We start from the raw sequence: 17634 nt of genomic DNA, 5'->3' as shown, positions 1-17634 counted from the left end.
CACGAAAAATATCCGAGATGAATAACACTAATAATAATTTCAAATTTTTCTATTTATTGCAGTTACATTCCTCCTCCCAACACATGATAAAGTTTGATTACACTTTGTATGCGTTCAAAACGAGTTTGTAGCTGTTGCACTTCCGCTTCGAGAAGAGACTGTTGGGCGGTCAACACTTCCAGATAGGTGGCATTGGAATGACGCATAAGCGATTCTGTCTTTCGCACAGCATCGCATAATGTTTCAACCTGTCGAGCATTGATTTCAATTTGCGATTTTGCCGTCTGCCATGCAGTCAGAGCATCGTTCACTTCTTTTCCAGCGTTCAGCAATGATTGCCGGAACAACAGTTTGGCTTCTTCCTGACGGCTTTTGGCTATCTTCAAGTTGGCGATGTTTGTGCCCCGGTTGAATAAGGGCTGTGTCAGGGAACCGATGGCATTGAGCAACCATTGTCCGGGATTTACGATTACGCCACCGCCGTTATTAGTCCATCCAAGAGTCCCCGAGAGGGTAATATTGGGATAGAAGGCGGCACGAGCCGCATTGGTGGCGTAGAACGCCTGCGCCAGTTCCATTTCAGCCTGACGCACGTCGGGACGGTTGGAAAGCAGTTGCAAAGGGACTCCAATCGAGACAGTATCGGGGAAAGCAGCCTCGGCCAGATTACTTCGTCCAATCGAGTGTGACGGCATGGCAAGTATCGCAGACAGGGCATTTTCTGTTTCGGAAATACTCTTGCGTATGGATAACAGGGATGCTTCGAGTCGCATCACGTTCGCCTTTGCCTGCAATACGCCGGCTTCGTTTGATTTCCCCACTTTTTTCAACGCTTCAAGAGTACGTACGGTAGTCCGCCAGTTCTCCAAAGTCCGGTTACTTATTGCCATTTGTGCGTCAAGCATGGCAAGGGTGTAGTAACTGTCTGCAATAGTGGCGACAAGCTGTGTCTGTACGGCCTGCCGGTAGGCACGGCTTCCTTGTAACGCGGCGGCTGCACCACGCTTTGCCGCCGTAAGTTTGCCGAAGATGTCCAGTTCCCAGCTTGCCGACGCTCCCACATTATATGTCTTTGCCGTTGCTCCGTCATGTTTATTGGCATTACCTTCGGCAGTCAGTCCCAGTGATGGAAGATATGATAGTCTGGCAGTCATCAGGACGGCTTCTGTCGCTTCCACGCGTAACCGTGCCACATTGAGGTCTGTGTTCCGTTCAAGTCCGGTTTCAATCAAGGACTGGAGTTTCGGGTCGGTAAACATTTCCCGCCACGACAGGGACGCGATGGTCGTTGTATCAATGTCCGCCGGTACGTCCCGATACAGATTCTCCGTTGAGAGGTCAGGACGATGATACCGGCTGTATGTGCCACAACCGGCAAACATCCATCCTGACAATATGATATATATTACTGTCTTCTTCATTTAATTATGCTTAACACGTTCTTGAATATATTGGAATACAATAAACAATGACGGCACAAGGAACAACAGAGCCAAAGTACCGACAATCATTCCACCGATTACACCTGTGGCAAGCGAACGGCTGCCGTTGGCACCCACTCCGTGCGCCATCATCAGCGGGACAAGACCGAACACCATGGACAGCACAGTCATCAATATAGGGCGCAGGCGGACTTTTGCCGCACTGTATGCTGCCTGTGCCAGCGTCATGCCTTCCGACCGCCGCTTGCCGGCGTATTCGGTAAGCAGGATGGCGGTCTTGGCAAGCAGGCCGATAATCATGATTAATCCGGTCTGCATGTAGATGTTGTTCTCCAGACCGAAGAGCCACGCAAACAGGAAACTGCCCATTAGTCCGCAAGGCACCGACAACAGAACCGCGAAGGGTATGAACACGCTCTCATACAAGGCGCACAGAATCAGATAGACCAGAACCATGCAGAGCAGGAATATAAGCGTGGCATTGTTGGTCGTCTTGCTTTCCTCACGCGAAATGCCGCCAAACTCGTATGTGTAATTTGACGGAAGCACTTCACGTGCCGTCTCGCCGATGGCTTCGAGCACCTGCCCTGAACTGTAACCCTGCGCCGGCGACCCGCTAATCGAGATGGCGTTGAACAGGTTGAAACGGGTGAGGTCTGACGGGCCGTTGGTCTTGGTCAGGCGCACGAACCGGCTCAAAGGCGACATGCCGCCATCGGAGGCGCGCACATACATGTGGTGCAGGGATTCCGCATTCACACGATATTCCGCCGGAGCCTGCATGGTCACATGGTAGAGCTTGGAGAACCGGTTAAAGTCGGAAACATATTGTCCGGTATAATAGCCCGACAATGTGGAAAGCACATCTGCGGGCGACACACCCGACTGCTCACATTTGGCGGCATCGATATCCACCCAGTATTGCGGATAGTCCGTGGCAAAGGAGGAATAGACTTCGCCGATTTCGGGTCGTTGCGACAAGGCTTCGACAAACTTGTCCGCCTCTTCCTTGAAAGCGGCGATGTTTCCGCCCGCCTTGTCCTGCAAATAAAGCTCGAAACCGTTTCCCATGCCGTACCCGGCAATCATCGGAGGCGACATGGCGAACACCGTGGCATCGGGAATATCTGAAGTGGCGGCATAAATCTTTCCGATGACATCATTCACCGACTGCCCCTCTCCCTTACGATCCTCCCAGTCTTTGAGTGTCACGAAATACATCGCCTGCGAGGGACCGGAACCGCTGAAAGAGAAACCGGCTACCGCACCGCTGTATTCAATCTCGCCGATGCTGTCGAGACGGCTGTTGATACGCTCCATCACCTTACTTGTCTGAGCCATGGATGTGCCGGGCTTCGTGTTCATGCTCACCATGACCGTCCCGGTGTCCTCTTCGGGAATAAGTCCCGTCTTTGTGACATTGACCAGCAGCACCAGCAACCCGAAAGAAATGCCTATGATGCTCCACAACAGCCATCGGCGATGGATAATGAACATCACTCCACGTACATAGCGTCGGCTCAGACTGTCGAAGACGGCATTGAACGCTTTACGGAAACGGGCTGCAAAATTGTTCTTAGTGTTGCCCTGCTCATCGATATAGGGTTTCAGCAGCAGCGCGCAAAGTGCCGGTGAGAGTGTGAAGGCATTGACTGCCGAGATTCCCACGGCAACAGCCATCGTGATACCGAACTGCGTGTAGAACGCTCCCGAAGTCCCGCCCATCATGGCTACGGGGAAAAACACTGCCATAAAGATTATGGTAGAGGTCAGGATAGCCGACGAAACGCCTTTCATGGCATCATCAGCCGCGAGAACTGCTGATTGATAGCCCTCATCGAACTTCGCCTGCACCGCTTCCACCACCACGATGGCATCATCGACCACGGTTCCGATGGCAAGCACAAGCGCGAAAAGGGTGAGCAGGTTGATGGAGAATCCAATCATGGACATCACGGCGAATGTGCCGATGATGGAAACGAAGATGGATATGGTAGGGATAAGCGTTGACTTGATGTCCTGCAAGAACACATACACCACCACGATGACCAGAAGTATCGCTTCCAATAAGGTGCGAAGGACTGAGTGGATGGAGGCATACAGAAACTTGTTGGTGTCGGTAAGCACCACGAATTCCGTCCCTTCGGGCAAGTCCCGGCTAAGGTCGTCAAGCACTTCGTGAATCTCCTTGATGGTACTTGAAGCATTGGACCCGGCTTTCTGGTTGATGAGCATCATGGCTGCCGGATGTCCGTTCACCTCGGAGGAGTAGTTGTAGGATTCATCGCCCAGTTCCACATCCGCAACCTCTTTCAACCGAAGCACATTGCCGCCCGGTAGTGACTTAACGACCAACTCACCGAACTCTTCCGCGCCGGACAAGCGTCCGCGGTATTTCATCGTGTATTCATTGGCGGTAGGATGATTGGCACCGAAGGAGCCGGTGGCGGCCTCGATGTTCTGTCGTGCAAGTACGGCAGAGATGTCATCGGGGATAAGCCCGTATTGCGCCATCTTGTCGGGACGCAGCCAAAGTCGCATGCTGTAGTTGGAACCGAACAACTGTGCCTTTCCCACGCCGCTGATACGTTTCAGCCTCGGCTCGACATTGATTTTCACGTAATTGTTCAGGAAGGTCTGGTCGAAGCGGTCATCGGGCGAATAGAGCGCGAAAGTCATCAGTTCGGCATTCTGCTGCTTTTCAGTGGTGACACCGGTCTTGGTGGCTTCCGCCGGAAGCTGGCTCAGCGCGCCGTTCACGCGGTTCTGCACGTTTACCGCCGCCATGTCCGCGTTGGTTCCCTGCTTGAAATAGATGTTGATGGAAGCATCGCCCGTATTCGATGCCGTGGAAGTCATATAGGTCATGTCTTCCACGCCGTTGATGGCTTCTTCCAGAGGGGTTATCACTGCCTTCTGCACAGTTTCAGCGTTTGCTCCAGGATAGGTTGCGAATACGTTGATGGTCGGAGGTGCGATGTCGGGGTATTGTTCCACCGGCAAGGAAAGCATGGAAATCATGCCCAACAGTACGATCACCACCGAGATAACGCCCGAAAACACCGGGCGGTCTATAAAAAATCGCAGGTTCATTTCGGTTCGTTTTTAGGGGTTATGCTCATGCCTTCTCTCACCAGCCCCACGCCTTCGGCGACAATGGTGTCACCGACCGAGAGCCCTTCTCTTACGATAAACCGGTTGCCGTCGTTCAGGCGGTCCACCGTGAGATAGGCAGCTTCCGCCTGTCCGTTTTTCAGACGGTAAGCGATAGTCTTGTCTTGCAGTTCCACGGTGGCGGTCATGGGGATGGTTACGGCCTCCGTTTTCGGATTTTGAAGGATGACATTGCCGATGCTGCCACTCAACAGTTCGCGGTCGGGATTGGGGAACAGGGCTTTGATTTGTACCGTTCCGGTAACAGGGTCCACCACACCGCTTACGGTTTCGATATGTCCTTTCGCCTTGTACAGGCTGCCGTCGTTGAGTTGCAGGCGCACTTCCGGCGTTCCGGCTATCATGCTGTCAATCGAGTCATAGCGAGCCGAATATCGCCGTAGCATATTCTCCGAAATGGAGAAATAGGCATACATCTCCGCATTGTCGGACACGACCGTGAAAGGCTGCGCCATATTGGGGCCGACAAGCGCACCGATACGATAGGGCAATGTACCTACCACTCCGTTGCTCGGACTTTTGATTTCCGTATAGGAGAGATTGTTGCGTGCATCCGCTTCTTGTGCCTTTGCCTGTTCGAGTTCGGCAAGCGACACTGCCAGTTGGTTCCGGGCGAGAGAAAGATCGTAGTCGGATATGACCTTCTCGTCAAACAACGCCTGCTTGCCCTGCAGCTCGATTCGTGCCGTTTCCGCTTTTGCCTGTGCCGCGCTGACATTTGCCGATGCCGTACGCAATGCGGCCAGATAGGGAGCTTGGTCGATTACTGCCAATACTTGTCCGGTTTTCACCCGTTCACCCTCTTTCACGCACAGCCGGATGATGCGCCCTGATATTTGAGGCATGATGTCCACATCCTGCCGTCCGCGTATGGCGGCGGAATAGGACTCGGAGATTTCCACCGGACTTGCCGCGACCTTTATGACCCGATAACTCTGCACCGCATCCTGCTTGCCGTCCGCCTGCCTGCATCCGGTCGGCAGGAATAGCATGAGGGCAAATGCGGCGAAATTCGTGATAATGAATTGCTTGTTCATATTTTCTTCTTGTTTTGTATTAATTCATAATAGGTTTGGTGTGTCACCACTGACGGATGGTATTCCACTCTTTTTCGAGAATGGCATAAACACAGGTATCTTCATATTTGGGGGAGCCGTCAGGATTGTTTACGAATGTCACAAACTCTTTGAAACATCCTTCGCGGCGCATACCAAGACGTTCGCATAAGCGTTTGGAACGGATATTGTCATCTTCCACAAATCCATAGATACGCCGTGCGCCCGCCTCCCGAAAAAGATAATCCAACAATCCGGTAGCCGCTTCACAAGCGAATCCTTTGCCTTCAAAACGTTTGTTGAAATGCCACCCCACATTATAAGTGTCCTCATTCTCACGCAAAGCAAACACGTCACCGATAATAAAGTCATCTTTTTTCAGACTCACCGCATAGCGCAGCATGTCTTTCGGGGAATACTGCATATATGCCCATGCCGCCTCTTCGGAACAAAGGCGGTCTCCGGCAAAGCAATTCACACGAGGATTAGAAAGATACTCCAACAATCCTTCGGCATCCTTCTGCTTGAAATTTCGAATGATAATTCGTTCGGTTTCGATATATATTTCCTTTTGCTCCATGTCTTGTGGGATTATTTGCAAAACATACCAATCAAAAGCGACAAAGCGATTGCCGCAATGACAATTGCTTCAATCGCCATGATTGCAATGAACATATCTATTGACAGCCGTTTAATCGTTTCGATAATCATGTTATTCATGTTTTCTGGTGCAAAAATATTTCGTATCCGAGGTCGTAACAATCGGAATACAATCGAAACAGAGAAAAACACGCCTGAAACAACAAAAATGACTTCCGAAGTATCGGCTATCGTAGATCTTTCAGTTTATCGAATCGTATTATCCGGTCAGAGATTACTTGAGATTGCTGCATCCGTAAAAGTTCATCCGCAGATATATGCAAGGTGTCACCGTCTATTTTTCTTTTCGGACTAATAGCAATGCCCGGCTTCCGAGGGTCAAGAATGCTTTGACCAATACCGCTCCATCGGAATTTTTCCAGACCAAGCAAGTTTAGAAGTGTAGGATATATGTCAATCTGTCCCATAACTTTGAGATAGTGCATCGGCACAGGAGAGTTCAATACTATGAATGGAGTGAACTCGTCTTCAGAAATTATTCCTTTCCCGGCCTTTGTATGGCACAGTTCTTTCCGGTGGTCTGCCAAGCCCTCGTGGTCACCGGTTATCACAACCATTGTACGTTCATATTCGGGACGGGTTTTCAGATATTCCACGAATTTCCCGATAGCTTCGTCTGTATAATGCGCTACGGTCATATAGTCTGCCATGATTTCGGGAACCCGATTAGAGAAATGAACGGTTTTAAGCGATTCGGGCATCTTGAACGGTGAATGACCGGAATAAGTGACCATCTGGATAAATACGTTTTCACCGGAGTGCCAAACTTCTCCTTTTTCAATCTTTTCCCTACATTGGGCAAAAAAAGCCCTGTCACCCAGTCGCTTCCGATTTCCGAATGTTTCCGTCATTCGGAAATCGGGATAAGAGATAATTGTGTCTATCCCGAAACTCCGTGCCACTGCTCCTTGGTTCCATGTCTTTGTCTTGTCCACCGTGAGAAGATAGTTCCGTGTGCCTTTCAGCTCCTTCATAGCTTTGGGCAAAGTGTGGTATGTATTGAAAGGGAAACGGCAACTGTATGCGCCGGTCTGCAATGGCAACAGACCGGCAAGCATAAGCAACTGGGCGTCAATGGAACGCCCTCCGTTGACTTGTGTTAGCACATGGGGCGCATACAGCGTGGATGGCTCTTTGAGGAGCTTGTTAAGGTAAGGTGTGATTTCCTGATTTTCGACCGTAAGATTCAACACCCAACTTTCCAGTGATTCAGCCAAAATAAGGATGCTGTTGTCCCTGCATTCAATGTCCGGTACGGGAACAAGCGGCGGTCTCCCGGAGAGCCAGGTATGAATCTCACGCTCCTGTTCTTCTGTAAGTTCGGGCAACTCCTCCGCATAATCAAAATAAAGTGTGCCGAACAGCGTGTAGAGTGGCGGGCCACTGGCGTGTTGATGTGCGGATGACCTCAATGCCCTGTATATCGCAATGAAACCTCCCCGGACGGATAAATTGATACTTAACAGGGCACATGAAAAAATCAGCAATACGAAATATGTCCGTCTGCTAAATCGCAATGTGATTTTCTGCCGGCAACCTATCCGAAATGTAAGGAATACGGTGACGACTGTCGAAATTGGGAACAATAAATCACACCATCGTAACGAAGCGGTCACGCTTGGCAGGAAGTCTGCAAGATTTCCCGCCAACATATAACTTGACAGAGGAATGGCTGAAAAATAGGTACGGTAATACATCAGGTTGGCAACCATCCATATATCCAGCACAGACATGACAAGCACGCCTGCCGCAATATGCCTTGTCAATATATAAGGGACAGACAACAGAAGGGTTGCCACAAAAGCAGTGGCATACGATTCCCAGCATGAAAAAGGTGTAAAGGTGGTGTAATAACACCATATTGCATTGAACAGGAGAAACTTGAAAAATATTCCTGCTACTGGAATGACGGACAGCATCTTGTTGTCCGTGACATCCCTTTCTTGTTTACCAACAGTCATTGGCTAATTCAGTTTAGCGATTCTTCCTAATTATTTTTCACTACACAGAGAACGATAATATCTTGTTTCATAAGATAAAATATATCACCATCAATTACTTCAACCTTGGCTGCTCTCAGAACAGTCCGGACAGTTGCATTCATGCTAAATACGATTCATCATTTTCCTCTTCGTTTTGTCTGCTGTTTTACGATACGACTGTCCCCCATTTCAAATGAATCCGATACGGTTTTCTGTATATTTCCTACTTTTTCCATCAAACGTATAAGTGATACCTATGGTGATGTCCTGCATGGGTTCAATGAATCGTGATATATTCGTGAAATCCTTGGTGCGGGATACCGACTCCCAATACATTTTACCACCATGACCTAAACCGCTCATGCCACTGATAGCCACATCCAGTTTGTCATTGAGGAAAGAACGTGCGAGTGTTGCGCTTATCATCATCATACCCGAATCGTAACCTTGGAGAGAGTACCGACGCGACATCCATTCCAGATTACTGCTCCATTTCAACTGCCAAGGCAGATTCTGTTGCCACCCCAGATTCAGGTTGCCATGCCAACCATAGTTGCGGGCATCAATCTCCCGGCTTCGCATGTCACTATAGCCCACCTCTCCATTCAGCATCAAGCGGGTTGAACGTGTCGCATTCCATGAGGCATAAGCATTCAGCGATGTCTTGCGATTTCTGGCTATATTGCCAAAGGTGGTATTTATACGCCCGTCCTTCATTGATGAATACCGGACAATACCATCGTTACTCCATGAATGATTGAGGCTGATTCGCATTGCTAACGTATTTGCCCTCAACGTATGTACAATAGCCAGATTATTTAGATGTTGTGCTTTCAGGTTGGGATTGCCATACGAAAGCTGGGTAGGGTCGGACTTATTGACGTATGGGTCGAGTTCATTGATTCTTGGCCGACGTATACGCATGGTGTAGCTCACGCCAAATGTGCTGTTCTCCTTAGCTTTGGCAGTAAGAGATACGGATGGTACGAGGTCGCCATAGTGAAGCGAGAATTTACTCCCTTCTCCCTTCAGATAGCGTGATTTCTGCCAGGTATGTTCATAGCGAAGGCCCTCCTTCAAGCCCAGCCATCCCCATTGAGCCTCCCATTCGGCATACAGGGCGGCTATGTTTTGAGATTGTCGGTAGTGCATGGCAGCCGCCTTTTGTTCCACGAAACCGCCATTCAAAAAGCGCATTTCGGTAGCCTGACTCTCTCCACGGTCGAAGGAGAACTTCACACCGGTGTTGAGCTGTTGATGCCGGGTAAGCGGAATGGTAAGGTCGGTGGATAGGTGGTGTTGTGTGGTGCGGTCACAAATTTCTGTACGGATGTCCTTCACAGTGGAAGTGATTTCGGGGTGCAAGGAGGTGTCAAGACCATCGTATCTGTTCTCGGTATCATTCCGGTTGGGAGCATGGCTTATCTGATAACTCGCAAACAGCCTGCCCCTGTCACCCCACTGACGTTGGTAATCGATGCCTCCATCTACCGAAATCTCGTTCATATTCATCTTCTGACTACCACTGAAAGTCATCTCCTGTCCCCACATACCGCCTGAGTAAAGATAGGAGGGACGGCTCTTTTCTTTTGTGGCAAACCAAGTCGTGGACATGGAAACATGGAGTGATTGGACGGAATCAATCTCGTATCCCACACCAACTTCGCCCATTGAGAATGGCATCTTTGATGAGGACTTTTGTCGCATCCATTGACGTGTCCCGTTGCCGGTCACCTCCGATTCTACAATGGTACCCGTTGAATACATATATTCTCCGTTCAAATTTACGTCATACGACCATTTGCCTTGTTGACCGGAGAGACTGGCGTCAACTCCGTTGCTCAGAATACCTGTCAGAAGGTGTACGGAGCCACTTGTGGCTCCGTCATACCCGTCGTCTTCTAATGCCAATGCTTGTTTGGCTCCACCTTTCTTGGTGGTGATGCAAAGGACACCTCCAGTTCCCTCTGCATCATACTGGGCACCTGGATTGGTGATAACTTCAATGTTCTTCACGTGACTGGCAGGCATACTGCGTAACGTCTGTTTTGGATTGCGAGTGATGACAGTACTCAATCTTCCATCCACATAAACCTTGAACTGTGCGGAGCCGTTTACCATGATATTGTTTCGTCCGTCCACGGTTACCATAGGAACCTTGCGCAGTATGTCCAATACACTGCGTGTCTTTGACTCCACATCATTACTCACCTGATAAGTCACCTTGTCGGTTTTTAGTTTGACTATCGGGACCTGATGCACGATGACAACCTCCTCAAGGTGCTGTGTCGGATAAACAACTATCGTATCTGCCTTTTCCTCGATTATCCCCTGTGCACTTACCCCCATAGGTAATCCTATAGCTGTTAGCAGGAATGCCTTTGCCGCCATGCCAATATTTGATTTCTTACTATGCATTTTTGCCAAAATATTTATGTTATCAAAATAACGAACCGTATCCGATTGTCAGCCATATTCTTTCCCCATTTACTGCTGCCATTAATGTTTGCATTCCAGTAATTTATCCCCAGATAAAACGCAAGATTATCCCACTTCATAATAATTTTCAGAAAACATAAGGATGAAGTGAATACACCGAGCCCACATGTAAATGCAGTCATTAATAATTAATTTGGGGCAACATGATGATCTGAATAAAGACAACGCCTCACAGTATGTCAATATTACTTATTATCTCCGTTTTTATTGACTTTATTTGCTTTTCCTTTGAGGATCTCAGGTTGGTTGGCAAGTATCCACAAAAAATGAGGGAAAGGCAATACCAATTTTACAGTGTTCCCATCTTTTGTTGTTTCCATCTTTTTCTTAAATATAATGTAACTATTATCTTTTGAAAATCGGCCTTTGGGAGAATGCGTTGATAAAACCAGAAGTTCCAACAGTTTTTCAAATAACTCTTGCTCTTCTATGAGTTTCAAAGGAAGTGGATTTTCCATTTTGAACTATTGACGTTATTTAATAGTATATCCAAAACTTAGGTAAGGATACAATAACGGGGTCTTATATAATTCGTGTTTATCTCCAAAATTATTACTGACCCTTATCCGTAGCAGCATGAACGGCAATTTGTCATGCAAATAACTAATAAAAAGACAATTGTCAATACGACTCCTTTTTCGATATCCCATTACTCCATTCATTTTTGTTAGCAAACCATAATACATAACAATCCTATTGGAGGGAAAAAATACATGCGTTTCTTCTTCCTTCCCAATAGGATTTTTAACACTTTATTTTACTGTAACTGAAATAGTTCCAGCTTTCTTATCCTTATCAGTAACAGTTACTGAAGTGCTGCCAGCCTTGACACCTTTGATAATAATCTTTCCATCTTTGATTGTGACTGTGGCAATTTTCGTGTCCTTGGCGGTTGCTGTAAAAGGAGCGGAACCACCTTTTACAGTGACAGTCTCTTCCTTCCCGGCAGTTACGGATATAGACTTTTTATCGAAATCAAGTTCGGATGCCATATCTTTGACCATCACAGGAACCTTTCCTGTAAGTTTCTTTGAGTCGGAGATGAGTATGGTCGCTGTACCATTTTTGACACCGGTAATTGTAATAGTGTTCTTGTCTGCTTTAGCTGTTGCAATCTTGCTATCACTTGAGGTCACTGTAAATGGAGCCGTGCCACCGCTTACAGTCACCGTTGCTGTTTTACCGGGAGCCACTTCTACCTTAGAAGGGGTGCACTTGAGATCTGGAACTTTGGGGTCATCGTTCTTATCGCAGGAACCCATGGTTACTGCAAGAACACAGGCGAAAAACGCCATAGTGAATTTGATAAATTTTACTTTTTTCATTGTTCTTTTTTTTAAACCTTGTTGTTTTGTTGAACGCTCTTTTATGCAATTGCAAAACAAAAGTAGTACTTCAGTGTAAGCTCTTCAATTACATTTTATCTAAAACGGCGAAAACAGCATCCGAAACGCCGTATTCATTATTTGAAATAACTTTCTTACGGGTTTTGCAATCTTGTTTTAGATTATCACATAATCATATGAACTTTATTTTATGGGCTGTTTAATAGTCACCGTCACTTGTTCTGCCTTGTTGGACGGATTGTATAGCAAATGGCTGCACGAACTCATACATACCACGCACCCGCATAGCAGAATCCATACTGCAATAATCGTTATTTTGCTTTTTTTCTGTTTCATACTTGTCAATGATTAAAGAATAAACCTTTCAGGATTTGCTGGAACATCCCACCAAAATCAGCGTTTATTTCGCTGCCGTTATGCTTATACGACGGACGTATAATCGGCACAGTCCATTGCTGGTGGAACAAGTTGTTTCCATAACGTCTCATGCCCACATCCATTGACCATCGTTCTGCCAAATCAAAAGACAGATAACCGCCATAATGATAGCCGTCTAAACACCTCTTCGGTTTCATATCCAACAGATAGTATGTACCAAAGAGATGAAGCGATGTTTTGGGATAGAATTTATAGGAAACATCGGCTCCCATCCCGAATGTATTGCTACTCGAACGAGGAATACTCAGTTTGTGCGCATAGAGGCTTATGCCCAATTTCCATCTCTCGTTTGGAGAATATGCCGTTTTAACTTCAGCATAGTTCGATACGCCAACTCCTATGATGTTCTCCTGTCTGCCACGACCCCAAACATTCACCTTGTCAAACCGATGAATAACTCCGCCAACGCGATATTCGCCTTTATGTAAGGATGAACGGTCAACAGGGATTCCTAACGTGTAATCAGGGCGAAAATTCAAAAGCATTTCAGGCTTCTTGTGAATGATACCAAAATGTGGAGACAGAAATGACTTTCCATATTCAAAAGACGGCAGTTTGGTGGTGTCAATGCCCGGTGCAATCCGTTTGGTATGTTCAGGGGACAACATTGGTTTTTCTTGCCCGTACAATCGGGAGCAAACGGACAACATAGCCATGATAATGAGAACCACAATATATGCCGCCAGATTAATACCGCAAATTTTCAATTTCTGTTTCCACATAATGATACTTTAAATCTTAAAGCTAAACTTGAATAGTTTTATATTAAAATTCATATTCAATGGAATCTTTTATTTCTTTTTCTTCCAAATGAAAGACTAAATTGAATTGGAATTTTCCTTTATTCTCTGGCTCTTTTTTGAATTTTAAAACAAGGGTTGGTGCAATAAGCTTCGTATTTCTATTATTTATTTTCGTAAGTTCATCTTTCAGCATCTTTGCTCCTTCAATTCCCCAATATTCTGTCATATCTATATATTGTCCAACATCTTTATCTTCTTTCTTATAACCACTTTGTATGTAATCATAATAAGAAATATACCTACATTCTATCAAATCTGAAATATCACTTCCAGCAGGATGCGATGCATCAAAATTCTCGACAGTGTAGACTTCAATCTTGTATATACTATCATTAATTGCCGTACGTGGTCCATCAATAGTATATCTATTATAAGATAAATCATTGTAATATATTGATAAAGCATCAAAACTCCTACCAGAAGTAATCAAATCCCCCTTAAACGTGATTTTAATTCCTGAATTCATTTTTGATATGACAATAGATTCGGGTGTCAAATAACCAGTAACAAATGTTTTATTGAATGTAGCACCTGTTGGTGCATCTTCTTTTTCTTTAGAGCAGCAGAACAAACAACAGAGTGCCCCAACCATCATGATATACGTGAAAACTTTCATGGCTTTTGTCATTTGCGAATACCTATTTCAGAACATATAAGCGCAAGATGCCACAAATGTCCTGTTCTTGTTGTCCACACCACTCTTGTTTATATTCTTCGTCCCCCAATCATACCCAATGGAAAGCTGGATATGGCGGGCAATCTCCGTTCCGGCACGGAATCCCAGCCCCCAATCGAAGCGATTAAGCATCTTGTCACTGAACACATTGCCTACCATCTCTTTTGTCGTGGCAGTTCCCTTATCGGGAGTGATGGTTTCTTTTGCTTTACCAAACAGGCCGATGTTAAAATATGGTCCAGCGTTGATGAACAAACTGACGTTCCGTCCTACGGGAAACTTGTAACCGATATGGATGGGAATATTCAGGTAGTAAGGGGTACACTTATTGTCTGAAGTATAGCCAGATGATGGTTTGTCCGGTTTTTCGCCTGCAGAGGGGTTATAGTTACCGTCGTAATAGTATCCCGGACTCTTCCAGCCATGTGAAGAGAGCATCAATCCGAAGTCCATGTAAAGGCCTTTTGTCACTATAGGAAGACCAAGTTCTCCCTTTACACCGACATGAAAACCGGACTGAGATTTGTAACCACTTGGAGAACTGAGATTGTAACCTCCCGTTATTCCCACTCTGAAATCTTGTGCTTTCGCCACCATGCAGAATGGCAGGGCGAGAAGCAATGTCAATAGAATTTTCTTCATACAAAAATCATTTATAAAAAAACAAATAAGTTACTTTTCATGCCTCATGGTCTCATTATGTGCCAATATGTACATACAATATAACTGGCCGAATGTACGCTTGGACAAACGTAAATCATCTTCGTTCTCAACATCTAATTTATGGAAGCCTTGGCTATCTTTTACTATATGCTTTATAAAGCGTCGTTTTGCGATTTCCCATTTAAGGAACAGGCCATCGTCCAAAGAAGGGGGCAAACTCAATTTCTTCTCAATATTCCAAAAATCAATATCAATATAGATGCTATCATTCTTTCTGATACGTTCTTGGAAACTGTGATTATGTATAGCTATTGCTTTCTTCTCTTTCTCTTGTGACGTATGAGGATAATGTAAAGTTATGCTATCTCCTTTCTGGATAGAATACAGATCAAAATCATACCTGTCATCCAACAAATAAATTTTCACCTCATCATCACTAAAGCTGTATCCGACAATCGCAGACGTTGCAATGTTCCTCTCTTCATATTTTTTTTGCAAATCCGTTGTTAAATCGACATTTGCAATAGCTAACACATAGCAAGTATCTAAAGAATTGTTTGAAAACAATTCTTTAGATTCAGCTCTCTGATAGACAAGACACAAAAGTAAGCAGAATACTATATTGGCATGTCTTCTCAAAAAACTTAAATGTTTCATGCTACTTAAAAATTTGGTTGATTCAGACTTTATCATGCGGTATTTACCCTATATGGATGCAAAATTACCCGTGTTGCTTTGGCTGTAACAGTAAAATTCGGCTGAAACGGATAAATTTATATCTGAACCGCCCAAATAGGCGGTTTATTTTGAAAAACAGATTTTCTAAATGGTATTTCGGCAAACATAAAGTGCAACTCCATCCGTTTCAACATTCATTTTCATCACTTCAATGGTGATTTTATCCGTTTCAGTCGGTTTTATACTATCAACTAAAGAAGTAAATCCCTATTTTTGCGGAATATGAAGTAACTTTGTATCCGATATGACCAACGAGAATATGAAAATAATGAATTGGAAGAACGGTCTGTTGTTATCGACCGTTTCCTTTATGCTCTACCTCATCCTGTGGTTTATACTCGATGATGAAACCGCCGGCCAATTGCCAGAGATGACGGTAGCCGATTATATCATCGATTATCTGTTTTGTATGCTATTTACCTACATCTCTTTAGGATTTTCCTTTTTGGTCTTTAGGATATTGCCTTTTCGGACATCCTATGTGTGGGTGATTGTCTATGCTTCCTGCCTTTTTACCCTGAACAACGTTGTCGCATTCGGCATGATTTCTTTGTTCAATTTCCTATGGGGTGAAAACGGGAACGGGCTTCTTGACGAGCTCCTCAACATGAAAGGCGCATATACTTTTGCCATGATTTCCACATTCTTGTCAAGCGTCTATGCCAACACGTTCTATCTTCAGTCTTACATCAAGGCACGCGACGAGAAACAGGCACTTGAAATGGCACTGATGAAAGAAAAGGAGATAGCCTTGCAGTCACAGCTCAATTCCCTGAAACTGCAAATCAATCCGCATTTCATGTTCAACAACTTCAACAACCTGTTGGAGCTGATTGAGGAGGATAGCGGACTTGCCGGAAAATTCCTGAGCAATCTGTCGAAAGTATACCGATACATCATCACCAACTTGGACCGGAATCTGATACCTGTCGCGGACGAAATCAAGTTTCTTGATTCATACTTGTACTTGATGAAGGTGCGCCACGACGAAGGTGTCATTGCAAAAATAAGTCCGGGCGTCAGACAATGCAAAGGTTTTCTTCCACCGGCTGTATTGCAGCTTCTTGTGGAAAACGCAATAAAACATAACAGCTTTTCATCTGAACATCCGCTGGTCATCGACATAAAGCTGTCCGATGATTATATAACAGTCAGCAATCTTAAGTCACCTTTGATGTCCCCAATCGAATCAACCGGTTTAGGACTTAAAAATATCACAGAACGATACGCTTTGCTTTGTGATAAAAAGGTCAAGATAGAGAATGCCGAAAACTTTTATTCGGTAAGTCTGCCCATCATAAAAAACACCATCCCCTATGAACATACTGATTCTTGAAGACGAGCCACGCAATGCCAAACGCCTCATAAGGCTGCTGAACGACATTGACAGAACATTTATTGTCGAAGGCCCTCTTGCCAGCATCAAAGAGACGGTCGAATTCTTTCAATCCGGCAAAACCACAAACCTCATTCTGGCGGATATCCGTTTGACTGACGGTTTGAGTTTCGAAGCTCTAAAATATGCCCCGGCAACCATACCTATCATATTTACCACCGCATACGACGAATATGCGGTACAAGCATTCAAGTTCAACAGTTTCGACTATCTTCTGAAACCGTTGGATTCGGATGAACTTGAAGCGGCCATTGACAAGGCGGCCAAAGCCGGTAAGAATTATACCGACGAAAACCTACAGCAGCTTTTCGATGCCTTACAGAAAAACAAGTTCCGTTATCGGGAGCGTTTCTTGCTTCCTTACCGTGACGGATATAAGACCGTGCGTGTTTCGGACATCAACCACATCGAAACAGAAAACAAGATTGTATATCTCCGTCTTAACAACGGCACTTCCGAAGTGGTCAATGTGTCAATGGATGAACTTGAACACCAACTGAATCCCGACTATTTCTTCCGGGCAAACCGCCAATATATTATCAATGTAGAGCACGTTTTGTTCCTCGGTAATTATTTTGGAGGAAAGTTGATTATCCGTTTGAAAGGTTATCCGAAGACGGAAATACAAGTGAGTAAGGAAAAGGCGCAGAGGCTTAAAGAATGGATTGACAGGTAATTATTAACATGTGCGTAAAGTGAAATTATGTTCGTTTAATTTTGATTCTTACAAAATTTGCATTTGGCTCATCCTCTTTTAAACAA

The 17634-nt window shown here is 45.4% G+C and carries 15 protein-coding genes; 2 read left to right on the top strand and 13 right to left on the bottom strand.

Translation table 11 applies throughout. The annotated features are described in order from the left end of the window. Nucleotides 1–62: 62 nt before the first annotated feature. From L0M98_RS13885 to L0M98_RS13825, 13 genes are all read right to left on the bottom strand, one after another. Entirely contained in the window at nt 63–1421 is a 1359-nt protein-coding gene (locus L0M98_RS13885; protein ID WP_005809240.1) for an efflux transporter outer membrane subunit, read from the bottom strand. Beyond that, complete coding sequence (locus L0M98_RS13880; RefSeq protein ID WP_195564245.1) at nt 1422–4535, bottom strand: efflux RND transporter permease subunit; 3114 nt, start codon at nt 4533–4535, stop codon at nt 1422–1424. Further along, nucleotides 4532–5653 carry an efflux RND transporter periplasmic adaptor subunit gene (locus L0M98_RS13875; RefSeq protein WP_100263566.1) on the bottom strand — a complete coding sequence of 374 codons (1122 nt, stop codon included), beginning with the start codon at nt 5651–5653 and terminating at the stop codon, nt 4532–4534. The genes L0M98_RS13880 and L0M98_RS13875 overlap by 4 nt, the downstream gene beginning before the upstream one ends. A gap of 43 nt (nt 5654–5696) precedes the next feature. After that, nucleotides 5697–6236 carry a GNAT family N-acetyltransferase gene (locus L0M98_RS13870; RefSeq protein WP_100263567.1) on the bottom strand — a complete coding sequence of 180 codons (540 nt, stop codon included), beginning with the start codon at nt 6234–6236 and terminating at the stop codon, nt 5697–5699. 262 nt (nt 6237–6498) lie between these two features. Continuing rightward, nucleotides 6499–8292 carry an LTA synthase family protein gene (locus L0M98_RS13865; RefSeq protein WP_151875321.1) on the bottom strand — a complete coding sequence of 598 codons (1794 nt, stop codon included), beginning with the start codon at nt 8290–8292 and terminating at the stop codon, nt 6499–6501. Between the two features lie 210 nt (nt 8293–8502). Next, nucleotides 8503–10731, bottom strand: a complete 2229-nt coding sequence (locus L0M98_RS13860; protein ID WP_227216628.1) for an outer membrane beta-barrel family protein — start codon at nt 10729–10731, stop codon at nt 8503–8505. 266 nt (nt 10732–10997) lie between these two features. Further along, complete coding sequence (locus L0M98_RS13855) at nt 10998–11270, bottom strand: hypothetical protein (RefSeq protein WP_151875319.1); 273 nt, start codon at nt 11268–11270, stop codon at nt 10998–11000. 294 nt (nt 11271–11564) lie between these two features. After that, nucleotides 11565–12137 carry an Ig-like domain-containing protein gene (locus L0M98_RS13850; RefSeq protein ID WP_007655484.1) on the bottom strand — a complete coding sequence of 191 codons (573 nt, stop codon included), beginning with the start codon at nt 12135–12137 and terminating at the stop codon, nt 11565–11567. Between the two features lie 204 nt (nt 12138–12341). After that, nucleotides 12342–12494 carry a hypothetical protein gene (locus L0M98_RS13845; RefSeq protein ID WP_167371343.1) on the bottom strand — a complete coding sequence of 51 codons (153 nt, stop codon included), beginning with the start codon at nt 12492–12494 and terminating at the stop codon, nt 12342–12344. A 5-nt stretch (nt 12495–12499) separates the two neighbouring features. Continuing rightward, entirely contained in the window at nt 12500–13318 is an 819-nt protein-coding gene (locus L0M98_RS13840) for a hypothetical protein (protein WP_016270803.1), read from the bottom strand. A 43-nt stretch (nt 13319–13361) separates the two neighbouring features. Next, the gene (locus L0M98_RS13835; RefSeq protein WP_151875318.1) at nt 13362–14027 is read right to left on the bottom strand and encodes a DUF5034 domain-containing protein; all 666 of its coding nucleotides are present in this window, start codon (nt 14025–14027) and stop codon (nt 13362–13364) included. A 15-nt stretch (nt 14028–14042) separates the two neighbouring features. Continuing rightward, nucleotides 14043–14717, bottom strand: coding sequence for a porin family protein (locus tag L0M98_RS13830; protein WP_151875317.1), 675 nt, complete (start codon nt 14715–14717; stop codon nt 14043–14045). Nucleotides 14718–14747: 30 nt separating this feature from the next. After that, nucleotides 14748–15395, bottom strand: a complete 648-nt coding sequence (locus L0M98_RS13825; RefSeq protein WP_227216629.1) for a hypothetical protein — start codon at nt 15393–15395, stop codon at nt 14748–14750. A gap of 325 nt (nt 15396–15720) precedes the next feature. Between L0M98_RS13825 and L0M98_RS13820 the strand changes: the two genes are divergently transcribed. Both L0M98_RS13820 and L0M98_RS13815 read left to right on the top strand, forming a co-directional pair. Next, nucleotides 15721–16812: a sensor histidine kinase gene (locus L0M98_RS13820; RefSeq protein WP_151875315.1), complete on the top strand. Its 1092-nt coding sequence runs from the start codon at nt 15721–15723 to the stop codon at nt 16810–16812. Continuing rightward, complete coding sequence (locus L0M98_RS13815) at nt 16793–17548, top strand: LytR/AlgR family response regulator transcription factor (protein ID WP_151875314.1); 756 nt, start codon at nt 16793–16795, stop codon at nt 17546–17548. The genes L0M98_RS13820 and L0M98_RS13815 overlap by 20 nt, the downstream gene beginning before the upstream one ends. The last annotated feature ends 86 nt before the right edge of the window (nt 17549–17634 follow it).

Origin of the sequence: Butyricimonas sp. DFI.6.44 (genome assembly GCF_022132345.1) — a bacterium.
Lineage (GTDB): Bacteria > Bacteroidota > Bacteroidia > Bacteroidales > Marinifilaceae > Butyricimonas > Butyricimonas muris.
The sequence above is the reverse complement of the archived record's forward strand: the minus strand, read 5'-3'. Positions and strand labels throughout refer to the sequence as shown.